21 protein-coding genes are annotated in these 26,990 nt (G+C 70.5%); 16 read left to right on the forward strand and 5 right to left on the reverse strand.

Going from position 1 to position 26,990, the window contains the following annotated elements; all coding sequences use genetic code 11:
• Positions 1-112 precede the first annotated feature (112 nt).
• The 7 genes from G9272_RS33200 (at position 113) to G9272_RS33230 (ending at position 11,918) form a co-directional block, all read left to right on the forward strand.
• A complete protein-coding gene (locus G9272_RS33200; protein WP_171399929.1) occupies positions 113-1,993 on the forward strand; it encodes a DUF4192 family protein in 1,881 nt (626 codons plus the stop codon).
• A gap of 703 nt (positions 1,994-2,696) precedes the next feature.
• A complete protein-coding gene (locus G9272_RS33205) occupies positions 2,697-4,616 on the forward strand; it encodes a glycogen debranching N-terminal domain-containing protein (protein ID WP_171399930.1) in 1,920 nt (639 codons plus the stop codon).
• A gap of 130 nt (positions 4,617-4,746) precedes the next feature.
• Positions 4,747-5,505 (forward strand): NUDIX hydrolase, encoded by a 759-nt coding sequence (locus G9272_RS33210; RefSeq protein ID WP_020125089.1) that lies wholly within the window; start codon positions 4,747-4,749, stop codon positions 5,503-5,505.
• Between the two features lie 130 nt (positions 5,506-5,635).
• A complete protein-coding gene (locus G9272_RS33215; protein WP_171399931.1) occupies positions 5,636-7,903 on the forward strand; it encodes an ABC transporter ATP-binding protein in 2,268 nt (755 codons plus the stop codon).
• A 161-nt stretch (positions 7,904-8,064) separates the two neighbouring features.
• Entirely contained in the window at positions 8,065-8,952 is an 888-nt protein-coding gene (locus G9272_RS33220; protein WP_171399932.1) for a FadR/GntR family transcriptional regulator, read from the forward strand.
• Between the two features lie 427 nt (positions 8,953-9,379).
• Complete coding sequence (locus G9272_RS33225; protein WP_028806035.1) at positions 9,380-10,918, forward strand: RNA polymerase sigma factor; 1,539 nt, start codon at positions 9,380-9,382, stop codon at positions 10,916-10,918.
• 133 nt (positions 10,919-11,051) lie between these two features.
• A complete protein-coding gene (locus tag G9272_RS33230; RefSeq protein WP_171399933.1) occupies positions 11,052-11,918 on the forward strand; it encodes a serine protease in 867 nt (288 codons plus the stop codon).
• Positions 11,919-12,038: 120 nt separating this feature from the next.
• Here G9272_RS33230 and G9272_RS33235 read toward each other — a convergent pair whose 3' ends face one another.
• Positions 12,039-12,269, reverse strand: coding sequence for a DUF7455 domain-containing protein (locus tag G9272_RS33235; protein ID WP_020125094.1), 231 nt, complete (start codon positions 12,267-12,269; stop codon positions 12,039-12,041).
• A 444-nt stretch (positions 12,270-12,713) separates the two neighbouring features.
• On the opposite strand from G9272_RS33235, the gene G9272_RS33240 reads away from it, so the two are divergent.
• The 6 genes from G9272_RS33240 to G9272_RS33265 all read left to right on the forward strand — a co-directional run bounded on the left by G9272_RS33240 (position 12,714) and on the right by G9272_RS33265 (position 19,714).
• Positions 12,714-14,834 (forward strand): DNA gyrase/topoisomerase IV subunit B, encoded by a 2,121-nt coding sequence (locus G9272_RS33240; RefSeq protein ID WP_171399934.1) that lies wholly within the window; start codon positions 12,714-12,716, stop codon positions 14,832-14,834.
• Positions 14,835-15,116: 282 nt separating this feature from the next.
• A complete protein-coding gene (locus tag G9272_RS33245) occupies positions 15,117-15,641 on the forward strand; it encodes a DUF1453 family protein (RefSeq protein WP_171399935.1) in 525 nt (174 codons plus the stop codon).
• Complete coding sequence (locus tag G9272_RS33250; RefSeq protein WP_171399936.1) at positions 15,638-16,789, forward strand: sensor histidine kinase; 1,152 nt, start codon at positions 15,638-15,640, stop codon at positions 16,787-16,789. The genes G9272_RS33245 and G9272_RS33250 overlap by 4 nt, the downstream gene beginning before the upstream one ends.
• The gene (locus G9272_RS33255) at positions 16,786-17,469 is read left to right on the forward strand and encodes a response regulator transcription factor (RefSeq protein ID WP_171399937.1); all 684 of its coding nucleotides are present in this window, start codon (positions 16,786-16,788) and stop codon (positions 17,467-17,469) included. Before G9272_RS33250 ends, G9272_RS33255 begins: the two co-directional genes overlap by 4 nt.
• A gap of 80 nt (positions 17,470-17,549) precedes the next feature.
• Positions 17,550-18,125 (forward strand): DUF485 domain-containing protein, encoded by a 576-nt coding sequence (locus G9272_RS33260; RefSeq protein ID WP_171399938.1) that lies wholly within the window; start codon positions 17,550-17,552, stop codon positions 18,123-18,125.
• Entirely contained in the window at positions 18,122-19,714 is a 1,593-nt protein-coding gene (locus tag G9272_RS33265; RefSeq protein ID WP_171399939.1) for a solute symporter family protein, read from the forward strand. Before G9272_RS33260 ends, G9272_RS33265 begins: the two co-directional genes overlap by 4 nt.
• A gap of 46 nt (positions 19,715-19,760) precedes the next feature.
• Here G9272_RS33265 and G9272_RS33270 read toward each other — a convergent pair whose 3' ends face one another.
• Positions 19,761-20,453 (reverse strand): response regulator, encoded by a 693-nt coding sequence (locus tag G9272_RS33270; protein WP_171399940.1) that lies wholly within the window; start codon positions 20,451-20,453, stop codon positions 19,761-19,763.
• 161 nt (positions 20,454-20,614) lie between these two features.
• Between G9272_RS33270 and G9272_RS33275 the strand changes: the two genes are divergently transcribed.
• The 3 genes from G9272_RS33275 to G9272_RS33285 all read left to right on the forward strand — a co-directional run bounded on the left by G9272_RS33275 (position 20,615) and on the right by G9272_RS33285 (position 23,478).
• Complete coding sequence (locus G9272_RS33275) at positions 20,615-21,430, forward strand: ABC transporter ATP-binding protein (RefSeq protein ID WP_171399941.1); 816 nt, start codon at positions 20,615-20,617, stop codon at positions 21,428-21,430.
• Complete coding sequence (locus G9272_RS33280) at positions 21,420-22,283, forward strand: ABC transporter permease (RefSeq protein WP_171399942.1); 864 nt, start codon at positions 21,420-21,422, stop codon at positions 22,281-22,283. Before G9272_RS33275 ends, G9272_RS33280 begins: the two co-directional genes overlap by 11 nt.
• A 133-nt stretch (positions 22,284-22,416) precedes the next feature.
• Positions 22,417-23,478, forward strand: coding sequence for an ABC transporter substrate-binding protein (locus G9272_RS33285; RefSeq protein ID WP_171399943.1), 1,062 nt, complete (start codon positions 22,417-22,419; stop codon positions 23,476-23,478).
• 77 nt (positions 23,479-23,555) lie between these two features.
• On the opposite strand, the gene G9272_RS33290 is transcribed toward G9272_RS33285, so the two are convergent.
• The 3 genes from G9272_RS33290 to G9272_RS33300 all read right to left on the reverse strand — a co-directional run bounded on the left by G9272_RS33290 (position 23,556) and on the right by G9272_RS33300 (position 26,974).
• Positions 23,556-24,236, reverse strand: coding sequence for a response regulator (locus G9272_RS33290; protein WP_054243652.1), 681 nt, complete (start codon positions 24,234-24,236; stop codon positions 23,556-23,558).
• Positions 24,233-25,903 (reverse strand): ATP-binding protein, encoded by a 1,671-nt coding sequence (locus G9272_RS33295; protein ID WP_171399944.1) that lies wholly within the window; start codon positions 25,901-25,903, stop codon positions 24,233-24,235. The genes G9272_RS33290 and G9272_RS33295 overlap by 4 nt, the downstream gene beginning before the upstream one ends.
• A 129-nt stretch (positions 25,904-26,032) precedes the next feature.
• Positions 26,033-26,974, reverse strand: coding sequence for a sucrase ferredoxin (locus G9272_RS33300; protein WP_171399945.1), 942 nt, complete (start codon positions 26,972-26,974; stop codon positions 26,033-26,035).
• Positions 26,975-26,990 lie beyond the last annotated feature (16 nt).

Consider the following 26,990-nt stretch of genomic DNA (forward strand, 5'->3'; position numbering starts at 1 on the left):
AGGGCGTTGCTCGGCGGCGACGCGGCCCCTCCACTCCGGATGCCTGACGTGTTCCTGATCGGACTTATCCACAGGCCAAGCGGAACCTCATGATCCGCGAGATCGTCGGCGCATGACGAATCACAGCGAAACCACTGGATCATCCGAAAACGGCGACCTCGCCGGACGGGACGGACGTGAGCACCCGGCCTATGTCAGCCACACGATGTACGACGGAGCTGTCGGGTACGGCGCAAGCCCCGCCGACCACCAGGTCACCCTGCGCACTCCGGGGGAGCTCGCCGACGCTCTGCCCTACCTGCTCGGGTACCGGCCGGAGGACAGCATCGTCCTGGTCGCCCTGCACGACCGCGGCGGACGAGGCCGGTTCGGCGGCCGGGCCCGGCTCGGCATTCCCGCGAACCCGGACGACTGGGGAGCCGTCGCCCAGCAGTTGGCGCAAGGGCTCGTGAAGGGCAGCGAACGCCGGGGCACCCGTCCCGCGAACATGGTCGCCTACCTCTGCCAGGAACCGGGGAAGGGGGAGACGGGCCGTCAGGTCATGGAGCGGCTCCAACCGTTGGCCCACCGACTACGTCTCGAATGCGGCCGCCTCGATGTCCCGGTGATCGAGGCGCTCTGTATCGCCGACGGCCGATTCTGGTCGTACTGCTGCGGGGGCAAGGGCTGCTGCCCGGTCGAAGGGGTGGCGATGGGCCTGCCAGGCACCTCGGTGCTGGCCGCGGCCGCGACCTACGCGGGGATCCAGGTCCGGGGCACCTTGCGCGAGTTGCGCGCCCGACTGCTGCCCCTGGAGACGGGTGCCGCACTGGAGCAGGAGATCGCCCTGGACACCGCCGGCATGGCGCTCGTCCCGAGGATCCTCGACGAGGCGAGTCGCGCGGCGGTGGCCGACGAGACGCTGGACCTGGCCGGACGGGTTGTGCGCCGCCTCGCCGAGGCGCCCGTCGTGCCGGGCGCTCTCATGGCGGACCGCCGAGACGACGAACTGCTCGGATTCGACGAGGCCGCGGCTTTGATTCTCGGCCTTCAGGACCGGGTGACGCGTGACCGGGCGGCCGGGTGGATGGAGGGCGACGAGGCGGCTCCCGCCCTGCGTCTCTGGCGGGCACTGGCACGGCGCTGCGTCGGACCCTACGGCGAACACGCGGCGGCGCCCCTCACCCTCGCCGGTTGGGTCGCCTGGTCCAGCGGCGATGACCTCGAGGCAAGGGAAGCCCTCGCCATGGCTCTGGGTGCGGACCCGGACTATCTGTTCGCCCGCCTCCTGCACCAGGCCTGCAACGAGGGCCTCGACCCCGAGTCGGTACGACGCTGCCTGCGCGGCGAGCGCGAGGGACGCGGGCTGCCCACGGCAGCGGAGACGCCTGGCAAGACGGCTGCGGCCGAGGGCTCCGAAGGTGCCGAGGGCCCGCAGGACCCCGGCGGGACGGAGTTCCGCGCAGGCCTGTGCGGAACCGAGAGGGGAGACGCGTCCACCGACCTCCGGTGTCCAGAGGCGGAGAATCACCCCGGCGAGGGAAGCTGCCCCGACCAGGGGAACTGCTCCGCGGATGAAGACAGCTCCGCCGAAGAGATCCGCTCCGGCGAACCCAACGACGTAGACGGCGCCGACGAAGCCGAGCACGAGGACCGTCCCGGCGAAGGGCACGGCGCCTCCGGCCCGCACACTCCAGCCACCTGCGCATCAGAACCTGTGCCGGTACCCGCTCCCACGGCTTCTCGCAGGCGTCGCCGTGTCCGCCCCGCCGGTGCCGAAGCGGCCCACGCACCGGCTGTGGCCGGAGCGGAGGAAAGCCAGGAACCGGAACGCCGCGCACGGGGAACGAACGAGCTTCGCGCTCGCGCACCGAGGTCGCACGTCACGCGCCCTTCCGCGCCGAGCCGAGGAGGATCCCGAACCCGCCCGGTGGGGAAGGCCTCCGCGCGGCGCCGTGACGAATGCCCGGAAGGCCTGCGGTCCGACAGCGACGACACCACGGGGAAGGGGTGACGCCCGTTCTGCCGCCGCGGTGAAGGACGGCGTCCTGCGTGTGCGGCCGACGACGACCGAAGCCGGGCCGACACCCTGCCCTGCCCGGTGAACGCCTGCGGCCGGACATCCCGCCCAAGTCGACCGGTGTGGCCGCGCAGTCGGCACGGCGGGCCCCGAAAACGGCCCGGCGTGTCCGGATCCGGAGGCCATTCGGTGGGGCCTGCGCCCCAGGGGCGTGACCTGGGGGAGTCCCGCCCCGTTCACCTGAGTGGCGGAACGCCTGCATGGGTCGTGCCGCCGCAGCGCACCCGCCCTGCCGGAGCCGTCCACCCGGCCTCGACCATGCCCGAGGCGCACAGAGAGCAGAAGAAGTCACCGCATGCATCAGCCGACTCCGCCCTCCACCGCCGACGAACGCTCCAGCTACGACACCTCGACGCCGGTCCCTGGCGCGGGAACCGACCCACCGCTCGCGGACGGGCCAGGTCCGCGGCTGGCCGGATGTCCCGGCGAGGGCCGGCGCACCTCACCACCCGCTCCACCCATCGGGCCGGAGGGAGACCCGCGCCTGTCCACCGGGCCGGGCATCCTTGGCACGTCCACCTACCCATCGGCCGGCACAGCGCGTCGCCCGCCGCCGCCCTCGTCCAGAGGCGCCGGACCTCCGCCCGGGACGCCGACCCGGCCTCGCTCGGTCGGCCTGCCTCCCGCCCACACGGCGATGATCTGCGTCGCCCTGCCGGGCCTCGCCATCTCGACGGAACAGGGGCAGCTGACGGGACATGGATTGGAGGGGTTCTACCGGGCGGGCCGGCGCGTTCTGTCCCGTTGCCAGGTGCGGGTGGCGGGACGCGAACCGCTGGCCGTCCAGGCCCGGATGACCTCGGCGGACCGGGCCCGTTTCGTCGGCACACTCCGTGTCACACCGCACGGCGGCCCGGACCCGGACATCGTCGTCGAGCGGACCCGCTCCGCGGACGGCACGGAACTGATCATGCTGCACAGCGCCGCGGCCCGGACGCTGCGCCTCCCGGTCGAGGTGGCGCTCGGCACCGATCTGGCCGACCTGGGGGCGATCGCGTCCGGCTCCGTGGGGCCCGAACTGGCCGCCAGCGTCCACGATTCCGGTCTGCGATGGTCCTGTGTCGCCGGGGCCTCGAGCGTCACGGCCGACCCGCCCCCGGCCGACGCGATCGCCTCCGCGGGTCTGCTGCGCTGGGACTTCGACGTGCCTCCAGGCGGCACCGTCCGTGTGGAGTTGAGGGTCCGCCTGGACGGTGCGGGACCGGTCCGAGCCGTGGGGCGGGCGGCCACGAGCCCGTTGGCTCCGGCACAGGCGACGGGCGACGATCCACGCGTCCGGGCGCTCCTGGCGACGAGCGTCGCGGATCTTCAGGCCCTGTTGGTGCGAGACCCCGCGCACCCCGCGGACACCCACCTCGCGGCAGGGGCGCCGTGGCGCTGCGGCCTGGCACCGGCGGACGCACTTGCCGCGGCCCGCATGACACTGCCTCTCGGAACCCGCCTCGCCTCGGGCACGCTGCGCACCCTGGCCCGTACACAGATCACGGCTCCAGGGTCACGGGACGGCATGATCCCCGGCCCGCGTCGGGACGCGGGCGCGCACCTTCCGCCGGCCTGTACGGGCACCGAGGCCACCCTGCTCTTCCCGGTGCTCCTCGCGGAGGCCCGCCGATGGGGCCTGCCCGACCAGGAGACGGAGGAACTGCTGCCGGCGGCCGAGCGCTGCCTGACCTGGCTGCGTACGACGGTCGGCGAGGGGCCCTACCTGAGCGACCCCCAGCCCGGTGGCCCCGCCCGCTGCGAGACGCAGGCCCACGCCCACCGGGCCGCACTGCTCGGGGCCGACCTGCTCGACGCCTGCGGCAGACCGGGCGGGGGCGCGCTACGGGAGTGGGCCCGGAAGCTGCGCGCCACCTTCCGGCGGGACTTCTGGATCGACGACCCGGGAGGCGGCCGACCCGCGGTCGCCTGTACCCCGGACGGGCGGTCGCTGCCCCACCTCGGCGCGACGGCCGTCCACCTGCTCGACACCGGGTTGCTGGGCGGCGGCGCCCACGCTCCCGGGCTGTTGGACCGGGTGCAGACCGAACAACTGGCCCGGCTGCTCGGCAGCCCCGCGATGGACTCCGGCTGGGGGCTCCGTGGCCTCGGCGCGAAGGAGGTCGGCTACAACCCCTTCGGCCACCGCAGCGGTGCCGTCCGGATCCACGAAACGGCGATCGCCGTCGCCGGCCTGGCCGCCGCGGGCTACGAGAAGGAAGGCGCCGCGCTGCTGCGAGGCGTACTGACGGCGGCCGAGGCCTTCGGTTACCGCCTCCCCGAGATGTACGCGGGGGAGCAACGCGGTGACGGGAGAGCCCCGCTTCCTCATCCGGCCGCCTGTCGTCCCGCGGCCACCGCGGCGGCGGCCGGTGTCCTGTTGCTGATCGCCCTGGCCGGCGTCCGGCCCGACGCTCCGGCCGGAACCGTCACCCTGCGACCCCTGCGCGGCGCGCCCCTGGGGGAGATCGGACTGACCGGGCTGCGGGTCGCCGGCGCCCCCTTCTCCGTACGGGTCAGTCGGCTCGGTCTCGCCATGGTGGAGGAAGCGGCCGACGGCCTGCAATTGGGAGTGTGACCTCGTACGACGCGGCTCGGGACGCCGGCCCGGGTGGACGAGGACGGCGGTGCGGTACCCAAGTGGATCAGTCATCGAAGCGACCGACGAAGGGAGTGTTTATCGTCAGGAAGACGACTATGATCGCCGCATGCCCTACGACCCGTCAGCCTTTCCGCCCTTCGCCGTCACCGTGGACCTGGTCGTGCTGACCGTGCGCCGCCATGCCCTGTGCGCGCTGGCGGTGCGCAGGGGTGAGGCGCCGTTCCAGGGGCGGTGGGCCCTCCCGGGCGGCTTCGTACGGGCCGACGAGGACCTGACCCAGGCAGCGGCGCGCGAGCTGGCCGAGGAGACCGGACTCCGTGCCCACGATCCCTCGGCCCCGGCCTACGACAACGGTGCCCACCTGGAACAGCTCGCCACGTACGGCGACCCCAAGCGTGACCCCAGGATGCGCGTCGTCAGCGTCGCGCACCTGGCGCTCGCCCCGGACCTGCCGGCGCCGCGGGCGGGCGGAGACGCCAGCAACGCGCGTTGGGCGCCGGTCGAGGAACTGCTTCAGCACGGCGGTTACGGCCGTGACGGCGAACCGGTCGCACCACTCGCCTTCGACCACGCCCAGATCCTCGCGGACGGCGTGGAGCGGGCCCGTTCCAAGATCGAGTACTCGTCCCTCGCGACCGCGTTCTGCCCCACCGAGTTCACGGTCGGCGAGCTCCGCCGGGTCTACGAGGCGGTCTGGGGTGTGGCGCTCGACCCGCGGAACTTCCATCGCAAGGTGACAGGCACGCCCGGCTTCCTGGTGCCCACAGGTGGTACCACCACTCGGCAGGGCGGCCGCCCTGCCCAGCTGTTCCGGGCGGGCGGCGCGACCTTGCTCAACCCGCCGATGCTGCGGCCCGAAGTGTGACGTCGGCCGACCGCACCCGCTGACCGGCGGCGAGGGGTCACGAACGGGTCGGTCGCGGCTGCGCAACGGACGGGTGATGCCACCGTGCGGTGAACGGAGAAAAGGGATATAACGCGCTATCTTGCTACGGGTGATCCAGGCCGTCGGACTGACCAGCAACTCCCGCAAAGCGCTTCCGCCCGCCGTCGACGATGTCTCCTTCGATGCGCGCGCGGGCCGCGTCACCGTGCTGCTCGGAGCGCCGGGCGCGGGCAAGACCACGGCGCTGAGACTCATGCTCGAACTCCAACAGGGCCGCGGACTCGCCTACTTCCGAGGCCGTCCGCTGCACCGCATCGCCCATCCCTCACGCGAGGTCGGCGTCCTCCTCGGCGATGTGCCGGGGCATCCGGCCCGCACGGTCCGGGGCCACCTGCGCATGCTGTGCGCGGCCGCCGGGGTTCCGGTGCGGCGGGCCGACGAAGTGCTCGAGGTGGTCGGCCTGGTCGGTCTGCGTGACGAACGCCTCGGCATCCTGTCCCGCGGCATGGACCGACGGCTGGGTCTGGCCTGCGCTCTTCTCGCGGACCCGCACACTCTCGTCCTCGACGATCCGGCAGACGGGCTCTCCGGGCGCGAGAACCGCTGGCTGTACGGCATGCTGCGCGCCCACGCGGACCAGGGCGGTACCGTCCTGACGACCACGACCGACCCCAAGGAGGCCGCCCGCACGGCCGACCGGGTCATCACCCTGGACCGGGGCACACTGGTCGCCGACCAGGAGGCCACCGACTTCGCCCGCACCCGGCTGCGTCCCCGGGTGGCCGTGCGCAGCCCGCACGCCGCCCGCCTGGCCGCCCTGCTCGCCAGGGAAGCCCGAGCCGCGCAACGCTCCGTCGAGGTGGTGCAGGAGGACGGCAACCGGCTCTCCGTGTACGGCAGTAGCTGTGCCCATGTCGGCGAGACGGCGTTCCGGCACGACATCCTGGTCCATCAACTCGCGGACGAGACCGGCGACATGGGGCCGGGAGCGGGAGCGGCGGATCAGCCGCGGGCCCACCCCGAGGCAAGGCCGGGCCCCTCGGGGCAAACAGGCAGGCACCCCTTGGGCGGGGAACCGGCCACCGCCGCCGCGCCCAAGCCAGGTACGGGACGCGCGGAGGTCCCCGAAGACGCGGGCGCGAGCGAATCCAGGCACACGGGCACCGCGGACGCGTCGCGCAGCCCCGGCGATGAACCGCCGCCGTCCCCAGCGCCGTACCGGCCGGTCGACGCGGCGCCTCGCGACGGCATCCTGCGCGACGGCACCTTGCCTTTCGAGGGCGACTCCCCGTCCGGTATCGCGGCACCGGCTGCCGTCGGCCGGGCTGCGGACACCCCGAACGCGACGGCGTCCCCGACTGTCCCTGACAAGCGCCCCGTCAGTGGGGCGACCGCCTCCGCAGGCACGATCGTCGACGAACTCCGGCGGCCCGGAGAAGCCGACACCGCCGACGGCACCACCTCGGGTGGCCACCCCGCCGCCTCCCGTTCCCCGGCCACGTCTGGCATGTCCTCGACTCGGCGCCCCACCCGCCCCTTCGCGTCCCGCGATGTGCACACCCTGCCCGCCCTGCCCGCCCTGCCACCTCCCATCTGCGTCCGCTCGGCCCCCAGCCCCTTGCGTCCGCTCCGCTACGAACTCCGCCGCGCCACCGGGATCGGCACCGGATTCACCACCGGTGCCGCCGTGCTGATCGTCTCCGCCCTCACCGCCCTGCTCCTGGCCCGCGCGGGCCACACCGCGCAGACACGGCTGCTGGCCGCGTGGCCCACGGAGCTTCCGTTGCCTCCCGCGGCGCTCGGTGCGGGACTGCTCGGTGCGCTGGCTTTCGGGGACGAATTCCGCCACCCCGCCCTGGCCGCGGACCGCGGCACCGTGCCCCGAAGGCTGGGTGTACTCACCGCCAAGCTCCTCGTCGCCGCTCTCACCGCACTGATGCTGGCCTTTCTCACGGTGGGCTGCGACGCCGAAGCGCTCTATCTCGTCTACGGACGGGAGGTCGCACAGGTTCCCGCGGACTGGCTTTCGCTGAGCGCGAGTTGGATCGGCCTTGTGGTCGGCTGCGCCTGGACCGGTGTACTGGCCGCCGGCGTCTTCCGATCCACCACGGCCGGGCTGGCGGCGGTGGTCGCCATGCCCGTCGTCGTCCTGCCCGTCGTACAAAAGGCCGTGGAGAGCTCGCCCGTGCGGACGGCTTCCGGATTCTGGACGCGGTTGCGCGAGCTGCTCCTGGTGCAGTGGCCCTTCGGTGGAGAGCGCTATCTGGCCGCCGCGGCACGCGTGATCGCCCAACCGGTCGGCGGTGCAATGGCGTTGTCGCTGACGGCCCTGCTGTGCGCGTACCTGCTCACGACCCTGCGGAACAGAGCCAGATGACCACCGTCCGGGCCGATCCGATCCCGAGTGTGCGCAACTCCCCGAAGAAAGCCCATTTCTTTCCGATAAGGCGTCAATTGCGACGGGGTGAGCGATCACCCTTTCGTGTGCTTTTCACCAAAGACCTCAAGGGAGTTGGGACCAGCGCCGACAAAGGATCCGTGAGTACCCTTGCGCACACCATGATGACCGCCGCCCGCTCCACCGACTCCGGTCTGGCCGGCCCGGGCGAACTCGACCGCTACCCCTTCGGTGAGGCTCCTGTGGCCGAACGCGTCGGAGCCCCCGTCTGGGAGTCCGCGGAACCCGAGCTGGGCCGCGTGGGCCGCCGCGCCGCGGGCAGCCGCGGACGCGGACTGCACGGCCAACTCGTCCAGCAGCTCGGTCAGATGATCGTCTCGGGCGACCTGGGTGCCGACCGACCGCTGGTGCCCGAGGAGATCGGTCAGCGGTTCGAGGTGTCCCGCACCGTCGTCCGCGAGTCGCTGCGTGTCCTCGAGGCCAAGGGCCTGGTCAGTGCCCGGCCGAACGTCGGCACGCGCGTGCGTCCCGTGAGCGACTGGAACCTTCTCGACCCGGACATCATCGAGTGGCGGGCGTTCGGTCCCCAGCGCGACGATCAGCGGCGTGAGCTGAACGAGCTGCGCTGGACGATCGAGCCGCTTGCCGCTCGCCTCGCCGCAGGGCACGGGCGCGCCGACATTCAGCAGCGAATGTCCGACATGGTCGAGATCATGGCACATGCCATGGGGCAGGGCGACGCGCTCACCTACTCCCGGGCCGACGCCGAGTTCCACTCGCTGCTCATCCAGGTCGCGGGCAACCGCATGCTGGAACACCTTTCCGGGATCGTGTCGTCCGCCCTCCAGGTCTCCGGCGGCCCGGTCACGGGCTGTGACCGGCCGAACGACGCGTCGCTGGGGCATCACGGCCGGATCGTCGACGCCCTCGCGGCGGGCGACGGCGCCGCCGCCGAGACGGCGATGCGAGCGCTGCTCACCGTTCATCCCGAGGTGGAGCGCGTCGTGCCGGCACCGCGCGAACACTGACCGCACCGCGCGGGGGGACGGGTGGGGGCGCCTTCCCCCTCCCGCGTCGTCCTCGGCCGCTCCATCCGCACTCCCGTCGGACCCCGCAGAACCCGTCACGGGGCCTGCGGGGTCCGACGGTCGACGTGGCGGAACCGGTCCTGGCGGTACCGGTAGGCTCCACGGGTGACCTCCTCTGCCCGCGTCTGACCGTTTTTGAACGCTTACGGGGTGTGACTCGGGCCACGAAGATTGGGCGTAACGCTTGTGGAAACAACGCGATGACCTAAGAGGTGACTGCCGCGGAGGGAATACGGACGCCGTTCAAGGCGCTGTGAATCCTCCCGGCCCCCGCCCGCGCCGTCGGCCCACCCCCAGGCCGGTGGTCGGCTCCTGTCCGTCACGGACGGGGCCGGAAGCCGTTTTCCAACGTTCCGAGAGGTTGTTCGTGTCGGCCAGCACATCCCGTACGCTCCCGCCGGAGATCGCCGAGTCCGTCTCTGTCATGGCGCTCATTGAGCGGGGAAAGGCTGAGGGGCAGATCGCCGGCGACGATGTGCGTCGGGCCTTCGAAGCTGACCAGATTCCGGCCACTCAGTGGAAGAACGTACTGCGCAGCCTCAACCAGATCCTCGAGGAAGAGGGTGTGACGCTGATGGTCAGTGCCGCGGAGCCCAAGCGCACCCGAAAGAGCGTCGCAGCGAAGAGTCCGGCCAAGCGCACCGCCACCAAGACGGTCGCGGCGAAGGCGGTGACCACCAGGAAGGCCACCGCCACGGCCGCCCCGGCCACCCCGGCCGCTCCCGCTGTGGACGATTCCGCAGACGAAGCCGCCCCCGCCAAGAAGGCGGCTGCCAAGAAGACGACCGCCAAGAAGGCGGTCGCGAAGAAGACCGTCGCCAAGAAGACGGCGGCCAAGAAGACCGCAGGCAAGGACGACGCCGAGGTTGCCGAGGACGAGGTCCTCGAGGACGCCAAGCCCGGCGAAGAGGAAGAGGAGGGGACCGAGAACAAGGGTTTCGTCCTCTCCGACGACGACGAGGACGACGCGCCCGCCCAGCAGGTCGCCGTGGCCGGTGCCACCGCCGACCCGGTGAAGGACTACCTCAAGCAGATCGGCAAGGTCCCGCTGCTCAACGCCGAGCAGGAGGTCGAGCTCGCCAAGCGCATCGAGGCCGGTCTGTTCGCCGAGGACAAGCTGGCCAACGCCGACAAGCTCGCCCCGAAGCTCAAGCGCGAGCTGGAGATCATCGCCGAGGACGGCCGACGCGCCAAGAACCACCTCCTGGAGGCCAACCTCCGTCTGGTGGTCTCCCTGGCCAAGCGTTACACCGGCCGCGGCATGCTCTTCCTGGACCTCATCCAGGAGGGCAACCTCGGTCTGATCCGCGCGGTCGAGAAGTTCGACTACACCAAGGGCTACAAGTTCTCCACGTACGCCACCTGGTGGATCCGTCAGGCGATCACCCGCGCCATGGCCGACCAGGCCCGCACCATCCGTATCCCGGTGCACATGGTCGAGGTCATCAACAAGCTCGCGCGCGTGCAGCGCCAGATGCTCCAGGATCTGGGCCGTGAGCCCACCCCGGAGGAGCTGGCCAAGGAACTCGACATGACCCCGGAGAAGGTCATCGAGGTCCAGAAGTACGGCCGTGAGCCCATCTCGCTGCACACCCCGCTGGGTGAGGACGGTGACAGCGAGTTCGGTGACCTCATCGAGGACTCCGAGGCCGTGGTCCCGGCCGACGCTGTCAGCTTCACGCTCCTCCAGGAGCAGCTGCACTCCGTCCTCGACACCCTGTCCGAGCGCGAGGCGGGCGTCGTCTCCATGCGGTTCGGTCTCACCGACGGTCAGCCGAAGACCCTCGACGAGATCGGCAAGGTGTACGGCGTGACGCGCGAGCGCATCCGTCAGATCGAGTCCAAGACCATGTCCAAGCTGCGCCACCCGTCCCGTTCGCAGGTGCTGCGCGACTACCTCGACTAGGTCGTAGCCGTACGAGGCCGAAGGCCCGGCTCCCGTCAGGGAGCCGGGCCTTCGGCTTGGGCGTGGGGGTGCGAGGTGCCGCGCGTTGGATCACTCTGGGTGTTCATCAGTCACTCCAGAGTGAGGATCACGCATGCGTCGTGCCCTTGTCCGGGCCTTGTCCCGGCCGTTGATCCTGGCGGCCGCGGCGGTCGCCATACCCTTGGGCTCCGCCGCCCCGGCGGCCTCCGACGGTGTTGTCGTGGGCGGCTTCCCGGTCGATGTCTCCGAGAGCCCGTGGACCGTCGCGCTGTCCAGTCGTGACCGGTTCGGAGGTATGCGCTCCGGGCAGTTCTGCGGAGGCGTGGCGGTCGGCCCGTCCACCGTGCTCACAGCGGCCCACTGCATGAGCGAGGACGTCCTGGGAGCGCCGCCGGGGCAGCTGGCCGACCTGAAGGTCGTCGCGGGCCGTACGGACCTGTACAGGGACACCGGGCAGGAGGTCTCCGTGCGCAGTGTGTGGGTGAATCCGGGCTACGACAGCGTCGGCAACGCCGGGGACTTCGCCGTACTCACCCTTGCCCAGCCGCTGCCGGCGGGCACGGTCATCGGCATGGCCGCCGAGGGTGATCCGGCGTACGAGGCCGGCACGGACGCCGTCGTCTACGGATGGGGTGACAGCACCGGGTTCGGTGCGTACTCCCACAGTCTGCGAGCGGCTCGTGTCCATGTGTTGTCCGACGCGTCCTGCGAGCGTGCCTACCCGGGTACCTCCGGCGGCACCTACGACGCGCGGAGCATGGTGTGCGCCGGGGAGGTGCGGGGCGGTCGTGATGCCTGCCAGGGGGACAGTGGCGGGCCGCTGGTCGCACAGGGCCGAGTCATCGGGCTCGTGTCGTGGGGCAGCGGCTGTGGTCGGCCGGGAAGTCCCGGCGTCTATACGCGGGTGTCCGACGCCGTGAAGACGCTCGGATGGACACGGGCGCTCAGAGACCCCACGAGGCCCCCTGAGGGCGTCTGAGCGGGTCCTGCCGCCTCTCCGCCGATCTTCGGTCACGAGAGCGGGCGGTCGCCCCTGGGAGCAGGAGCGGCCGCCCGTATACCGGCCTGTGCCGGTTCTGGCTCGTCGTGGACGCGCAGATCAGCGCTCTTCTTCCGGGGTAGAGGCCGGAACGGTCGTCAGCCGCTCTGTCTCGTCCTGTATTTCAGCGGCGATCTTCTTGAGTTCCGGCTCGAACTTGCGGCCGTGGTGGGCGCAGAAGAGCAGTTCTCCGCCGCTGAGCAGCACGACGCGTACGTACGCCTGGGCGCCGCAGCGGTCGCAGCGGTCAGCGGCCGTCAGCGGGCTCGCGGGGGTCAGAACAGTAGTCACGTCGCCTCTTCTCTAGCTCGACGAGCTGTCGTACCAGGGTCAACATCCAACCAGCCCCAAAACGTTCCCGCTCGTGGCTTGTCCTCGAAAAAATCTTTCCGAGGTGGCCGTCTGCTGCCGGTTTGGCGGCGAATGTGCCGTATTGCGTGGTCTGTAGTGCTTACGGTTTCGCGCTGTCGGTCATGGTCCGATCCTCCCGGCTGGGTTGCCGGTTTGTTCATGAGGACGTGCCCGGAGCCTAAATGGTTCATGCCCCGAAGGGAACGTGATATGTACTTCACTCAATCGAGGGATCGAACACGTATGCGACGCTGGACTAGTCTGAGTTCAGACGAGGGTGGCGTTACAACGGCTCTACCAGGCCTCGGTACCCTCTTGGCGGCAACCCAAGCCGCGCCCTTACCCAGAAGGGCCCCAAGTGAAATTCAGCGAGGAGCGAACCGCGTGACCGCCGAAACGTCCGTGCCGTCCACAGCGCTGCTGGCAGGAGCAGACCGGGACGGTTCCAACTACACCGCGCGGCACCTGCTCGTCCTCGAGGGGCTCGAGGCCGTGCGGAAGCGCCCGGGTATGTACATCGGCTCGACCGACAGCCGTGGTCTGATGCACTGCCTGTGGGAAATCATCGACAACTCCGTCGACGAGGCCCTGGGCGGCTACTGCGACCACATCGAGGTGATCCTCCACGACGACGCCTCGGTCGAGGTCCGTGACAACGGCCGTGGCATCCCGGTCGACGTCGAGCCCAAGACGGGTCTGTCCGGTGTCGAGGTCGTCATGACCAAGCTGCACGCCGGCGGCAAGTTCGGTGGCGGCTCCTACGCCGCCTCCGGCGGTCTGCACGGCGTCGGCGCCTCCGTGGTCAACGCCCTGTCCGCCCGCCTCGACGTCGAGGTGGACCGAAGCGGCCACACGCACGCGATCAGCTTCCGGCGTGGTGTTCCGGGCGCCTTCGCCGCGGACGGTCCCGACTCCAAGTTCGAGACGGGCGGTCTGCGGAAGGTCAAGAGGGTCGCCAAGAACCGGACCGGCACGCGGGTGCGCTACTGGGCCGATCGCCAGATCTTCCTCAAGGACGCCAAGCTCTCCCTGGACAACCTCCACCAGCGCGCCCGCCAGACCGCGTTCCTGGTGCCCGGCCTGACCATCGTCGTCCGCGACGAGTACGGCCTCGGCGAGGGCGGCAGCAAGGGCGAGGAGTCGTTCCGCTTCGACGGCGGCATCAGCGAGTTCTGCGAGTACCTGGCCACCGACAAGCCCGTCTGCGACGTCCTCCGCTTCACCGGACAGGGCACCTTCAAGGAGACCGTTCCGGTCCTGGACGAGCACGGGCAGATGACTCCGACGGAGGTCACCCGTGAGCTCGGCGTCGACGTGGCGTTGCGCTGGGGCACCGGCTACGACGTGAACCTCAAGTCGTTCGTCAACATCATCGCCACGCCCAAGGGCGGCACTCACGTCGCCGGCTTCGAGCAGGCGGTCGCCAAGACGATGAACGAGGTGCTGCGCGCCAAGAAGCTGCTGCGCGTCGCCGAGGACGACATCGTGAAGGACGACGCTCTGGAGGGCCTGACCGCCGTCGTCACGGTGCGTCTCGCCGAGCCCCAGTTCGAGGGCCAGACCAAGGAGGTCCTCGGCACCTCGGCGGCCCGGCGCATCGTGAACACCGTGATCGCCAGGGAGCTCAAGGCGTTCCTGACCTCCGCCAAGCGCGATGCCGCAGCTCAGGCGCGGGTCGTCATGGAGAAGGCGGTCGCCGCCGCGCGCACGCGTATCGCGGCCCGGCAGCACAAGGACGCGCAGCGCCGCAAGACGGCTCTGGAGTCCTCGTCCCTGCCCGCCAAGCTCGCCGACTGCCGCAGCGACGACGTCGAGCGCAGCGAGCTGTTCATCGTCGAGGGAGACTCCGCGCTCGGTACGGCCAAGCTCGCCCGGAACTCCGAGTTCCAGGCGCTGCTGCCGATCCGGGGCAAGATTCTCAACGTCCAGAAGTCGTCCGTCACCGACATGCTCAAGAACGCCGAGTGCGGCGCGATCATCCAGGTCATAGGAGCGGGCTCCGGGCGCACCTTCGACATCGACGCGGCCCGCTACGGCAAGATCATCATGATGACCGACGCCGATGTGGACGGCTCCCACATCCGGACGCTGCTCCTGACGTTGTTCCACCGCTACATGCGGCCCATGGTCGAGGCCGGGCGGGTGTTCGCCGCGGTCCCGCCCCTGCACCGCATCGAGCTCATCCAGCCCAAGAAGGGCCAGGACAAGTACGTGTACACGTACTCGGACCGTGAGCTGCGCGACAAGCTGATGGAGTTCCAGAGCAAGGGCGTCCGGTACAAGGACTCCATCCAGCGCTACAAGGGTCTCGGTGAGATGGACGCCGACCAGCTGGCCGAGACGACGATGGACCCGCGCCACCGCACCCTGCGTCGCATCAACCTCTCCGACCTGGAGGCGGCCGAGCAGGTGTTCGATCTGCTCATGGGCAATGACGTGGCCCCGCGCAAGGAGTTCATCTCCAGCTCGGCGGCGACGCTGGACCGGTCCCGTATCGACGCGTAGGCGCTGCGTTCGGCCCGGTCCGGGTCTCCGGTAGATCCGGCCGGGTCTCGTGCAGGTCCGGCTTGGTCTCGTACGGGTCCGGTCCGGGTCTCAGGCAGGTCCGGTCCGGGTCTCGGGCGAGTCCGGCTGAGGGTTCTCCACCCGCGGGTGGAGAACTCCGGTTTCCGGAGATCCACCCATGATCCACCCCCGCTCCGATCTGCGGACCGGCCCGTTTCCGTAGCGTCGAAGGCGTCGGCAGCGCTCGCTGCCGGCCTCCCCTTCCCGCTCACGGAGGCTGTGATGTCCGGGCTCCTCAACGCACTGGTGATCGTGGCTGTGGCCGCACTCGTGATCGTGCGGCAGTTCCGCGCGAGCCGCATCGACACGGACCGGCGATGGTGGCTCCTGCCGGGAATCCTGGCCGTCATAGCGCTGCGCGAACCCGATCTGCTCGGCGCCCGTCACCACACCGAGTCGGCCCTGGTGCTCGGTGCCGAACTGATCGTCGCTCTGGCCATGGGAGCCGCCTGGGCCTGGACCACCCGTATCTGGGTGGAGCCGGACGGCGCCGTGTGGAGCAAGAGCACCAAAGCGAGCGTGGCCGTCTGGGGGGCCGGTATCGGTCTGAGGGCGGGCCTCTTCGGGGTCGGCGCACTGCTGGGCATCCACCAGGACAGTGCGGCCCTGATGCTGGGACTCGCGGCCACCTTGCTGGTCCGCTCCGGGATCCTGATCTGGCGTGTGCAGTCTCTGAACCAGGCTCCCGCGCACGCCCCGGCGTACGGTGACCTCGTGCCCCGGTCCCCGTGGAAGGAGCGCGTGTGACGGAGAACGTCTGGACACGCTGGCCTTCGCGGGAGGCGCTGGGCCCCAGAGGGGTCTCGCGCCCCAGGCGCCTGCTGGCCTGGGCCGTAAGGCTGCTGGTCGTGGGCGCGTTGGTGTGGAGCGCCTTCCACGACAGCCGCATCCAGGGCTGGGTCGCGGTAGCCGGGGCGGGCGGCGTTCTCGTGGCAGGTGGGCTGGCGTGGGCCTTGTTCCGGACCACGCTCGAGCACCGGCTGTGGCCGTCCCTGGCACTTCTCCTCATGTTGCTGGGGCTGGCGGCCGGGGCCGAGGCCGCGGACTTCCGCTCCCCGGCCGCGGTCCTGTGGTGCGGATGCGCCATCGCGGCACTGGAGCGACTGCCTCTGGGAGCGGCGCTGCCGGCGGCTTCGGTCGGGTTCGCCGCCTTCGCCGTGGTCAACGACGACTCGGGGGTGACCTCGGCCACCGCCATCGCGGGCATGGCCCTCGCCGGATACGCACTGCGTCTGGATGCCGAAGCCAGAGGCACCACACAGCGACTGCTCACCCAGGAGCGGGCCGCGCGCGTGGCCGAGGCCGAGTCGGCCGCACTCGCGGAGCGGGCCCGCATTGCCCGGGAGATCCATGACGTCCTGGCCCACAGTCTCTCGGCGCAACTCGTGCACCTGGAGGCCGCCCGGCTGCTGATCGAGCGGGGCGCGGACCGCGAGCAGATTCTCGACCGCGTGGTGGCGGCACGAGGAATGGCCCGCGACGGTCTCGAGGAGACCAGGCAGTCGCTCTCCGCGTTGCGCGGTGAACTGACACCGCTGGAGGACTTCCTGACCGACCTCGTCCGCACGTCCGACGGCTCCGAGGTCACCGTGGGAGGCGAACGCAGACCGCTGCCGGTCGAGGCGTCGCAGGCCGTGCGCCGGGTCGCTCAGGAGGCCTTGACGAACGCTCGCAAACACGCACCGGGCGCCAAGGTTCGTGTCCGGCTGGAATACGGCCGGCATGAAGTGACCCTGGACGTGCGGGACTCGGGTGGTTCACCGGGCGAACTCGCCGAGGTCGGGGGCGGGTACGGTCTGCTGGGTATGCGGGAGCGCGCCGAACTGCTGGGTGGGTCGCTCGCTGCGGGGCCGGACGAGGAAGGGTTCGTGGTGACGCTGAAGGTGCCGGTATGACGGAGGAGGCGGCGAGGAAGCCCGCCAGGGTGGTGGTTGCGGACGATCAGACGGTCGTCCGGGAAGGCATCGTGATGCTGCTCGGGCTGTTGCCGGGAGTCGAGGTCGTGGGCGCCGCCGGGGACGGGGAAGAGGCCGTGCGGCTCGTCGCCGAACTGGCTCCCGATGTGGTGCTGATGGACCTGCGCATGCCTCGCTGTGACGGAGTGGAGGCGACCCTGCGCATCCGGTCCGAGCATCCTGGGACACAAGTCGTGGTCCTCACGACCTACGCGGACGACGAATCCCTGTTCCCGGCGCTGAGGGCGGGCGCACGGGGGTACCTCACCAAGGACGCGGGCGGGGACGAGATCGTACGGGCCGTGCACAGCGTGCTGTCCGGGGACGCGGGGCTGTCGCCGAGTGTCCAGCGGAGGCTGCTGGAGCGCCTGTCGGCGCCCGAACCGGAGCCGGCTGCGCCCGCTGTCGTGCCCGACGGGCTCACGACCCGCGAGGTGGAGGTGTTGGTACTGATCGCCGAGGGGCTCAGCAACCAGGAGATCGCCCGCAGGCTGAGCGTGTCCACCGCGACGGTGAAGACGCACATCAACAACATGTTCTCCAAGACGGGACTCAAGGACCGGGCCCAGGCGGTGCGTTACGCGTACGGGAAGGGGCTGGTCCGGCCGCCCGCGGGGTGAACGGCGCGTTGGTCACCTGATGGGGTGAAGTGTTCGGGGAACAATAGTCGGGGATCTTCCCGTTCTGTCCATCCTTGGGCATGCAGTCAAGCAACGGTCGTGCCCGCGCCGACGGGGACGGTCCCGATAGCGGTGCCCCCACACCACACGCGCACGAACATCATCAAGGCCAGGGCCAGGCGTACGCCGAGGTGCCAGGGGATGTGCGCTACGAGGACCCGTGGTACGACGCGCTCGCCTCGGGCTGGGGCGAGTCGGCCATCATGAGCCCGCCCGGGCCCGAGGTCCCCGCGGCACGTCGGCGGGAGACCGGAACCGGGGCGGCGGCTCAGATCTACCTCGAGGTACAGCACAGCGCGGCCTTTCAGGAGGTACGCAGCCGGTACCGGCGGTTCGTGGTGCCCGCCGCCGCCGCGTTCTTCGTCTGGTATGTGGCGTACGTGGTGACCGCGACGACCGCGCCCGGACTGATGGCGCGGCCGGTGGCGGGCGCGGTGAACGTGGCACTGCTCGCCGGGCTGGGGCAGTTCCTCAGCACGTTCCTGCTCACCTGGGCGTACGCCCGGCACGCGCGGCTGCGCCGGGATCGCGCCGCGCTCGAACTGCGCTGGGACACACAGGAGTTGACCCGAGGAGCAAAAGGCGGTGCGTCGTGACCGGCAACCATCAGGCGCTGGCGTTGTTGCTGTTCAGCGTCTTCGTCGCGGTCACGTTGGGGATCACGACCTGGGTGAGCCGCAACCGCCATGGTTCGGAGGAGGAGTTCTACGTCGGCGGGCGGCTGTTCTCCCCGATGGAGAATGGTTTTGCCATCGCGGGCGACTACATGTCCGCCGCCTCCTTCCTGGGTGTCACCGGGCTCATCGCGCTGTTCGGGTACGACGGGCTGCTGTATGTGGTCGGATTCCTCGTGGCCTGGCTGGTGGTGCTGTTCCTCGTCGCCGAGCTGGTGCGCAACTGCGGGCGGTTCACGCTCGCCGACGTGGTCGCCGCGCGGATGAGCGAGCGGCCGGTGCGGATCGCGGCGGGAACCTCCTCGGTCACCGTGTCCGTTCTCTATCTGGTGGCCCAGATGGTGGGCGCCGGCAGCCTGGTCGCGCTGCTCCTCGGGAACACCGGCGAGGCGGCTCGGTCCTGGGCCGTCATCGGGGTCGGTGCGCTCATGGTGATCTATGTGTCGTTGGGAGGGATGCGGGCGACCACGTGGATCCAGATCGTCAAGGCGGTTCTGCTGCTGGCGGGCACCATCGCGCTCACCGTGCTCGTCCTGGTGCGCTTCCACGGTGACTTCGACCAATTGCTGCGCACTGCGGCTGAGCGCAGTGGGCACGGTGACGCGTTCCTGGCACCCGGGCTGAAGTACGGCGGGGACTGGACCGCGCGTTTCGACTTCATGAGCCTGGGGCTCGCGCTGGTGCTGGGCACGGCGGGACTGCCGCACATCCTGTCCCGCTTCTACACCGTGCCCACCGCGCAGGCCGCCCGTCGCTCCGTCGTCTGGTCGATCGGGCTGATCGGCGGCTTCTACCTGATGACGATCGTCCTCGGGTTCGGTGCGGCGGCGATCGTCGGCCCGGAGGCGGTGCGCGGCTCGAACGCGTCCGGGAACACGGCGGTTCCGCTTCTGGCACTCGACCTGGGCGGCGGCGCCGACTCCACCGGCGGAGCGGTGCTGTTCGCGGTCGTGGGGGCCATCGCCTTCGCCACGATCCTCGCGGTCGTCGCCGGGATCACGCTCGCCTCCTCGGCGTCGGTGGCACACGACCTGTACGCCTCCCTGCGCCGCCGGCAGGCCAAACCCCGCAGCGAGGTCGCGGTGGCGCGGATCGCCGCCGTGGGCGTCGGTGTGGTCGCCATCGCCCTCGGCCTGCTGGCCCGCGATCTCAACGTCGCCTTCCTGGTCGGGCTCGCCTTTGCCGTCGCGGCGTCCGCGAATCTGCCGGTCCTGATGTACTCGCTGTTCTGGCGGGGCTTCACCACGCGGGGCGCCGTGTGGGCGGTGTACGGCGGGCTGGTCCCGGCCCTGGCGCTCGTCGTGCTGTCGCCGGTGGTGTCCGGCAGCCCCGAGTCGCTGTTCCCGAGCGTGGACTTCCAGTACTTCCCGCTACAGAACCCCGGTCTGGTCTCGATTCCACTGGGCTTCCTGGCGGGCTGGCTCGGCACGGTCACCTCGGCCGAGGTCGCGGACGAGGCCAAGCACGCGGAGACCGAGGTGCGGTCACTGACCGGGGCGGGAGCCGCGTAACGGGCGACTCCTCACCGCCGTACCGCATCGGGGTCCTGGCGCCCGGCTACGGCGCCACCCAGGCATAGCGGTGTTCCGGGCGGCCCGTGTCGCCGTACTTGAGGGAGAGGTGCAGGCGTCCGGCCTGTTCCAGGTGGCGGAGGTAGCGCTGGGCGGTGGAGCGGCTCAGGCCGGTCTCGGCGGCGACCTCGTGGGCCGACAGAGGGTGATTCGCGCGGTGCAGAACGTCGCAGATCAGGTCCGTGGTCGGTTCCGAGTGGCCGCTCGGCAGGCCGGGCGAGGACGGCGCCGGCCCGGTGCGCAGGGCGCCGAAGATCCGGTCGACCTGCTCCTGGCCGGCGACGCCGTGCCCACCGACCCGGTCCACCGTGCGGCGCAGGGCTGCATACGAGTCGAGGCGGGTGCGCAGGGCGGCGAAGGTGAACGGTTTGACCAGATAGTGCAGGGCGCCCAGGCGCATCGCGGTCTGCACCGTCGTGACGTCACCGGCCGCCGTGATCATGATGACGTCGGTGCCATGGCCCTGCTCACGCATGCGGTGAATGAGTTGGAGGCCGGTCTGGTCGGGCAGGTAGTGGTCGAGCAGCACCAGGTCGATGGTTCCGCGCTCGATGGTTCCCAGCGCCTGGGCGGCACTGTGCGCGCGGGCGGCCACCCGGAAGCCGGGAACCTTTCCCACGTACTTGGCGTTGATCTCGGCGACACGGAAGTCGTCGTCCACCACCAGGACGTCAATCATCGGGCCTCTCTCCGTCAAGGCCAGGCGGGCGTTAAGCCCGTGTTTCGGCTTCGCTGTTCTAGCGCGAGCAAAACGAGCACAACAGGCTACTGCAAGCAAAAGAAGCGCATGCGCCCAGAAGGCTGATGCCGCCTCCCGGGTCACCTCTACCGTCCCCGGCCATGAGCGCACACACCAGCCCCGCCATCGAGCTGCGGGGCGCGAGCAAGGTCTTCAGGACCCCGTCGGGTGCCCCGCACACCGCCGTGCGGGAACTCGACCTCACTGTCGGGCGTGGCGAGTTCGTGGCCGTCGTCGGCCCGACCGGCTGCGGCAAGTCGACCACGTTGACCCTGGTCAGCGGTCTGGAAGAGCCCACCCAGGGCGAGGTGATGGTCGCCGGGCAGCCCGTGCGTGGCGTCGGTGACAAGGTCGGCTTCGTCTTCCAGCAGGACGCCACTTTTCCCTGGCGTACGGTCCTGTCCAACGTCATGGCCGGGCCCCGCTTTCGCGGTGTGCCCAAGGCGGAGGCGAAGCGGAACGCGCGCGAGTGGCTGGCCCGGGTCGGGCTGACCGCCTTCGAGGACCGCTACCCGCACCAGCTTTCCGGCGGTCAGCGCAAGCGCGTGGCCCTCGCCGCGACCTTCGTGAACGACCCCGAGATCCTCCTCATGGACGAGCCGTTCTCGGCGCTCGACGTGCAGACCAGGGCGCTGATGTCGGACGAGCTCCTCGAGCTGTGGGAGGGCACGGGCGCGTCCGTCGTCTTCGTCACCCATGACCTGGAGGAGTCCATCGCGCTGGCCGACAAGGTCGTCGTGATGACCGCCGGCCCCGCCACCGTGAAGCAGGTCTTCGACATCGACCTGCCGAGGCCGCGCAAGGTCGAGTCGGTGCGTCTGGAGCCGCGGTTCATCGAGATCTACCGCGAGATCTGGGAGTCCCTCGGCGAAGAGGTCCGCATCACCCGAGAGAGAGGTGCCGCCCGTGTCGCCTGAAGTGCTCAGCACACCGGTCGTCGACACGGCCAAGGCACCTGACCGCGCCCACTCACGCGCGCGTGCCGCTCGCAGACGCAAGGCCGTCGTGACGGTGTCGCGTGTCCTGCTCCTGGTGGCCGTGCTCGCCCTGTGGGAGGCGTTCTCCCGGGCCAAGGTCATCGATCCCTTCAACTTCTCGATGCCTTCCAAGATCTGGGACCAGATCTGGACCTGGGTGACGCACGGGACCGCGCTCGGTTCTCTGGGCGAGCAGATCTGGTACACGCTCTACGAGGCACTGCTCGGCTGGGTCATCGGTGTGGTCGCCGGTGTCGTGTGCGGTATCGCACTGGGGCGGATCACCTTCCTCGCCGACATCCTTGGTCCATACATCAAGGTGCTCAACTCCATACCCAGGATCGTGCTGGCCCCGATCTTCGTGATCTGGTTCGGCCTCGGCCCCGCCTCCAAGGTCGCCTCGGCCGTCGTCCTGGTGTTCTTCCCGGTCTTCTTCAACGCCTTCCAGGGCGCCCGCGAGGTGGACCGCAACCTCGTCGCCAACGCCCGCATCCTCGGCGCGAGCGACCGCAGGGTGACGCTCCAGGTGGTCGTCCCGTCCGCCACCTCCTGGATCTTCACCAGCCTCCACGTGAGCTTCGGCTTCGCCCTGATCGGCGCCATCGTCGGTGAGTACATCGGCGCGACCAAGGGGATCGGACTGCTCGTCGCGCAGTCGCAGGGCACGTTCAACGCGGCGGGTGTGTACGCCGCGATGGTCATCCTCGCCGTCGTCGCACTCGTCGCGGAGGGTCTGCTGACCTTCGCCGAGCGGCGCATCTTCCGGTGGAAGCCGTCGGGCTCCGACAGCTGACCCTTCGTTGAACGATCCCCCGAGGAGCCGTTCCCACGAAAGGGCCCTCGGGACCTTCCATGGACCTTTCCCCGCCCTCCCCTCACCCTCGCTCCACCCCCGCATCGCCCTCTCACAAGGACGTGAACCCGCCATGCGCACAACCGCCAGATACACGGCCCTGGCCGCCGCCGGTCTGCTCGCCCTCTCCTCGCTCACCGCCTGTGCCAACGACGCGGCGAGCACCGCGTCCACGGGCTCCGGTGGCAACGGAGACGGCAAGGGCACCAAGGTCAAGATCATGGTCGGTGGCCTGGACAAGGTCATCTACCTGCCCGCCATGCTCACCCAGCGCCTGGGCTACTTCGACGCCGAGGGGCTCGACGTCGAGATGCTGAGTGAGCCGGCCGGTGTCCAGGCCGAGACGGCGCTGGTCTCCGGCCAGGTGCAGGGGGCCGTCGGCTTCTACGACCACACCCTCGACCTTCAGGTGAAGGGCAAGGAGGTGGAGTCCGTCGTGCAGTTCTCGCACGCGCCCGGTGAGGTGGAGATCGTCTCCACCGAGGCAGAAGGTGACATCACCTCGCCCAAGGACTTCAAGGGCAAGAAACTCGGCGTCACGGGCCTCGGCTCCTCGACCGACTTCCTCACCAAGTACCTCGCGGTCAAGAACGGCGTGAAGGTCAGCGACTTCACCCCGGTCGCCGTGGGCGCGGGGCCGACCTTCATCGCCGCGCTCCAGCAGGGCGCCATCGACGGCGGTATGACGACCGACCCGACCGTGGCGACCATCCTGGACAAGAAGGCCGGCAAGGTCCTGCTCGACATGCGCACCCCGCAGGGCTCCGAGGACGCGCTCGGCGGACCGTATCCCTCGTCAAGCCTGTACATGCAGACGGACTGGGTCAACAGTCACAAGGACACCGTCCAGAAGTTGGCCAATGCATTCGTCAAGACACTCAAGTGGATGTCCACCCACAGCGCGGCCGAGATCGCCGAGAAGATGCCGACGGACTACTCCCAGGGGAACAAGCTGCTGTACTCGGTGGCCATCAAGAACACGCTGCCGATGTTCACCAAGGACGGCGTGATGCCCAAGAACGGCCCCGAGACGGTCGAAAAGGTCCTCAAGGCCTTCAATCCCAACATCCAGAACGCCGACGTCGACCTGAGCAAGACCTACACGACCGAGTTCGTCGAGAAGGCAGTGGGCTGACGATCGAGCAGGCGGCGGGCGGGGATCCGTATCCCAGGAGGGCACGGTTCCTTCCCCCGCCCACGAGAACCGAGCCCTCAGGCGCGGGTCGCCCACACGTAACGGTGTTCCGGGCGGCCCGCGTCGCCGTACTTCAGGGTCAGCCGGGCCCGCCCCGTGCGCTCCAGGAGCTTCAGGTAACGCTGGGCGGTCTGGCGGCTCACCCCGGTCCGGTCGGCGATCTCCTGGGCCGACAGGGGTCCTTCGGCGTTCATCAGGGACTGGCGTACGAGTTCGGCGGTGGTGGGGGAGTGCCCTTTGGGCAGGCCGGGTTCGGAGGAGGCGGACAGTGCGCCGAAGATGCGGTCGACATCGGCCTGTTCGGCCTCCCCGCCGCCGTCCAGGGTGCGGCGCAGCTCGGCGTACGCCTCCAGCTTGGCGCGCAGACCTGCGAAGGCGAACGGTTTCACCAGGTACTGAAGGGCGCCCTGGCGCATCGCCGCCTGCACCGTCGTGACGTCCCGTGCGGCCGTCACCATGATCACGTCGGTCTGGTGGCCGCGCCGACGCATCTCCTGGACGACCTCGAGACCCGTCTCGTCGGGCAGGTAGTGGTCCAGCAGGACGAGGTCCAGGCGGGGCAGCAGCTCCAGCTGGCGCAGCGCGTCGGCCGCGCTGTGAGCCTCGCCGGCGACGTGGAAGCCCGGCACCTTCTCGACGTAGGCGGCGTTGACCTGGGCGACCCGGGTGTCGTCGTCCACGACCAGGACCTCGATCATCGCGCCTCCTCCTCGGCAGTGCTCTTCGCCGGTGCGGCCAGGGCGGGTTCCAGGTCGGGCTCGGTGAGTGCCTCGGGCAGGACGACGGTGAACTCGGCGCCCCCGCCGGTCGCTTCGTCCACCGTGGCATGGCCGCCCTGCCGCTCGGCGAGCCTGCGCACCAGGGAGAGCCCGATCCCACGCTTGCCGTGCGCCGGCGGCTTCTTCGTGGACCAGCCCTCGGTGAAGATCAACTCGCGCTGCTCGGCCGGGATGCCGGGGCCCGTGTCCCGCACCCGCAGGACCGCGGTACGGCCCTCCGCGCGCAGTTCGACCTCCACGCGCGCGTGCGGCTTGCCCGCGACGGCGTCGAGCGCGTTGTCCACCAGATTGCCGACGATCGTGACCAGCCCGCGCGGGTCGATCAGGCGGTCGGGCAGGCGGGTGCGGTCGGACACCCACAGGGCGACACCGCGCTCGGCCGCGACGGTCGCCTTGCCGACCAGCAGGGCGGCGAGCAGCGGGTCCTCGATCTTCTCGGTCACCTGCTCCGCGGTCGCCCGGTGATCGCCGACCACCTCCCCGACGAAGTCCACCGCGTCGTCGTACATCTCCAGTTCGAGCAGCCCCAGCAGCGTGTGCATGCGGTTGGCGTGCTCGTGGTCCTGGGCGCGCAGCGCGTCGATGAGGCCGTGCGTCGAGTCGAGTTCGCGCCCGAGCTGCTCCAGCTCGGTGCGGTCGCGCAGGGTGGCCACCGCGCCGCCGTCGTCGGTGGGCATGCGGTTGACGACCAGGACGCGCTGTCCGCGGACGGCGATCAGGTCCGTGCCGGTCACCCGGCCCGCCAGGACATCGGCCGTACGTCCCCCGCCGAGCGCCTCGTCGGGCGAAGCGCCCACCACCTCCTCCCCGATGCCGAGGAGGCGCTGGGCCTCGTCGTTGAGCAGCCGGACGCGGCCGGCGCGGTCCAGGGCGACGACGCCTTCCCGGATGCCGTGCAGCATCGCCTCGCGCTCGGCGAGCAGCGCCGAGATGTCGGAGAAGGCCAGGTCGCGGGTCTGGCGCTGGACCCGCCGGGAGATCAGCCAGGCGGCCAGCGCGCCCACCGCGAGGGCGCCGCCTGCGTAGGCGAACAGTCCGGGGATCGCGTGGATCAGGCGGGCGCGCACGCTGTCGTACTCGATACCGACCGAGACCGCGCCGATGATCTTGTCGTCACCGTCGCGCAGGGGCACCTTGCCGCGGGCCGAGCGGCCCAGGGTGCCACTGTCGATCTCCATGACGTCCCTACCCGCCAGGGCCTGGCTCGGGTCCGTCGACACATGGCCACCGACCTGCTCGGGGTCGGCGTGCGACCAGCGGGTGCCATGGAGGTCCATCACCACGACGTACTCCGCGCCGCTGGCCTTGCGGATCCGCTCGGCCTCCCGCTGCACCGGTCCGTCGACCGACGGCCGCGTGCTCCGGAGGTCCTCGGCGATCTGCGGCACAGCCGCGGTGGTCTGCGCGATGGCGAGGGCACGGCGCATCGCCTGGTCGTCCAGCTGATCGCTGAGCGGAGCGAGGAACAGCCCGGTCGCGAGCACCACGACTCCCGCGGCGATCGTCAGCTGCATGAGCAGGACCTGCGAGAACATGCGCCGCGGCATTCCGAGGCGCAGGCGGCGGGCGGGGGGAGTGGGGCTCATACCCAAGACGGTACGTGGGTGGAGCGGCACAGCCGTAGGGGTGGGTGGTGTGGATCTCTTGACCGACTCAAGAGGAAACGATTCCTTGGTGCCCGCGCCGGGTGCGGCCGGATCGTGTCCGTAAGTGTGTCAGCCCACCAGGGCCGTTCCAGCCGGCTCGCGTACCGCCACCACGTCCATCCGCGCAGGTGAACCAAGGACCGAGGCGCCGCAGCTTTCCGGCCGGGGCGGCAGGGAAGCACCCTGGTCGACGACGACCTGCCAGTGGCGTCCGTCCCTGTGCGCGACGGTCACCTCCCAGCGCGGTGCGCCGCCCGTGGTCCGGACGACGCTCAGCGCCTCCGCCGCGTCCTCGCCGGTCGCCGAGCGCACCGCCAGTTCCGCCGCCTGGCCGGGCCGATCCCAGGCCGAACACCCGCGGCACCCCTCCACGACGATCCGCCCGTCCTGGACGCCTTGCAGGATCTCCTTGACGGTGTGGGCCGCTGCGCGGCCGTACGCGTACCCGTACGGCAGGACGAGCAGGGTGGGCGAGAAGCGATGACCCCCCAGATGGGTGACCTCCCAGGCGCCCCGCACCCCCGAGGCGGCGAGCTCCGCGGCCAGCGGACGGCCGAGGAGCGCGCAGCAGCGGTCGCGCTTGCCGTTGGTGCAGACGAGGGCGAGCGGGTCGCCCGTGTGGGGCCCGCCCCGCAGCGCGGTGTCGAAGGTCCGGTGGTCGCCCTTGCCGAGCGCGGCGAAGTCGAGGTCCAGCAGCTGCCGTGGGTCGTGGGTGGTGGCGCTGCGCAGCCACACCCTTCCGGGGACGGTGTGGGCCGCGTACACCTGCCGCAGGGGCGGTGCGCCGAAGTCCGCGTGGCGGCCGGGGCGGCGGATGAGCGCGACGCGTACGCCCGTGTCCCGCGCGGCGGCATCCAGGGCGCGGCCCAGGGCCGGGTCCAGGTGGCTCGAAACCAGGGCTTTGGCACCCCAGGGGCCGGGCTGTTCCAGGAGGAGCCAGGTCGTTGCCGTGGCCGCGGTTCCGGAAATGGGCTCGTCGAGATCCCGCGAGACGGTCGCGCACGTACTCACAGAGGTGAGCCTAACC

Origin of the sequence: Streptomyces asoensis, assembly GCF_013085465.1 — a bacterium.
Classification (GTDB): Bacteria; Actinomycetota; Actinomycetes; order Streptomycetales; family Streptomycetaceae; genus Streptomyces; species Streptomyces cacaoi_A.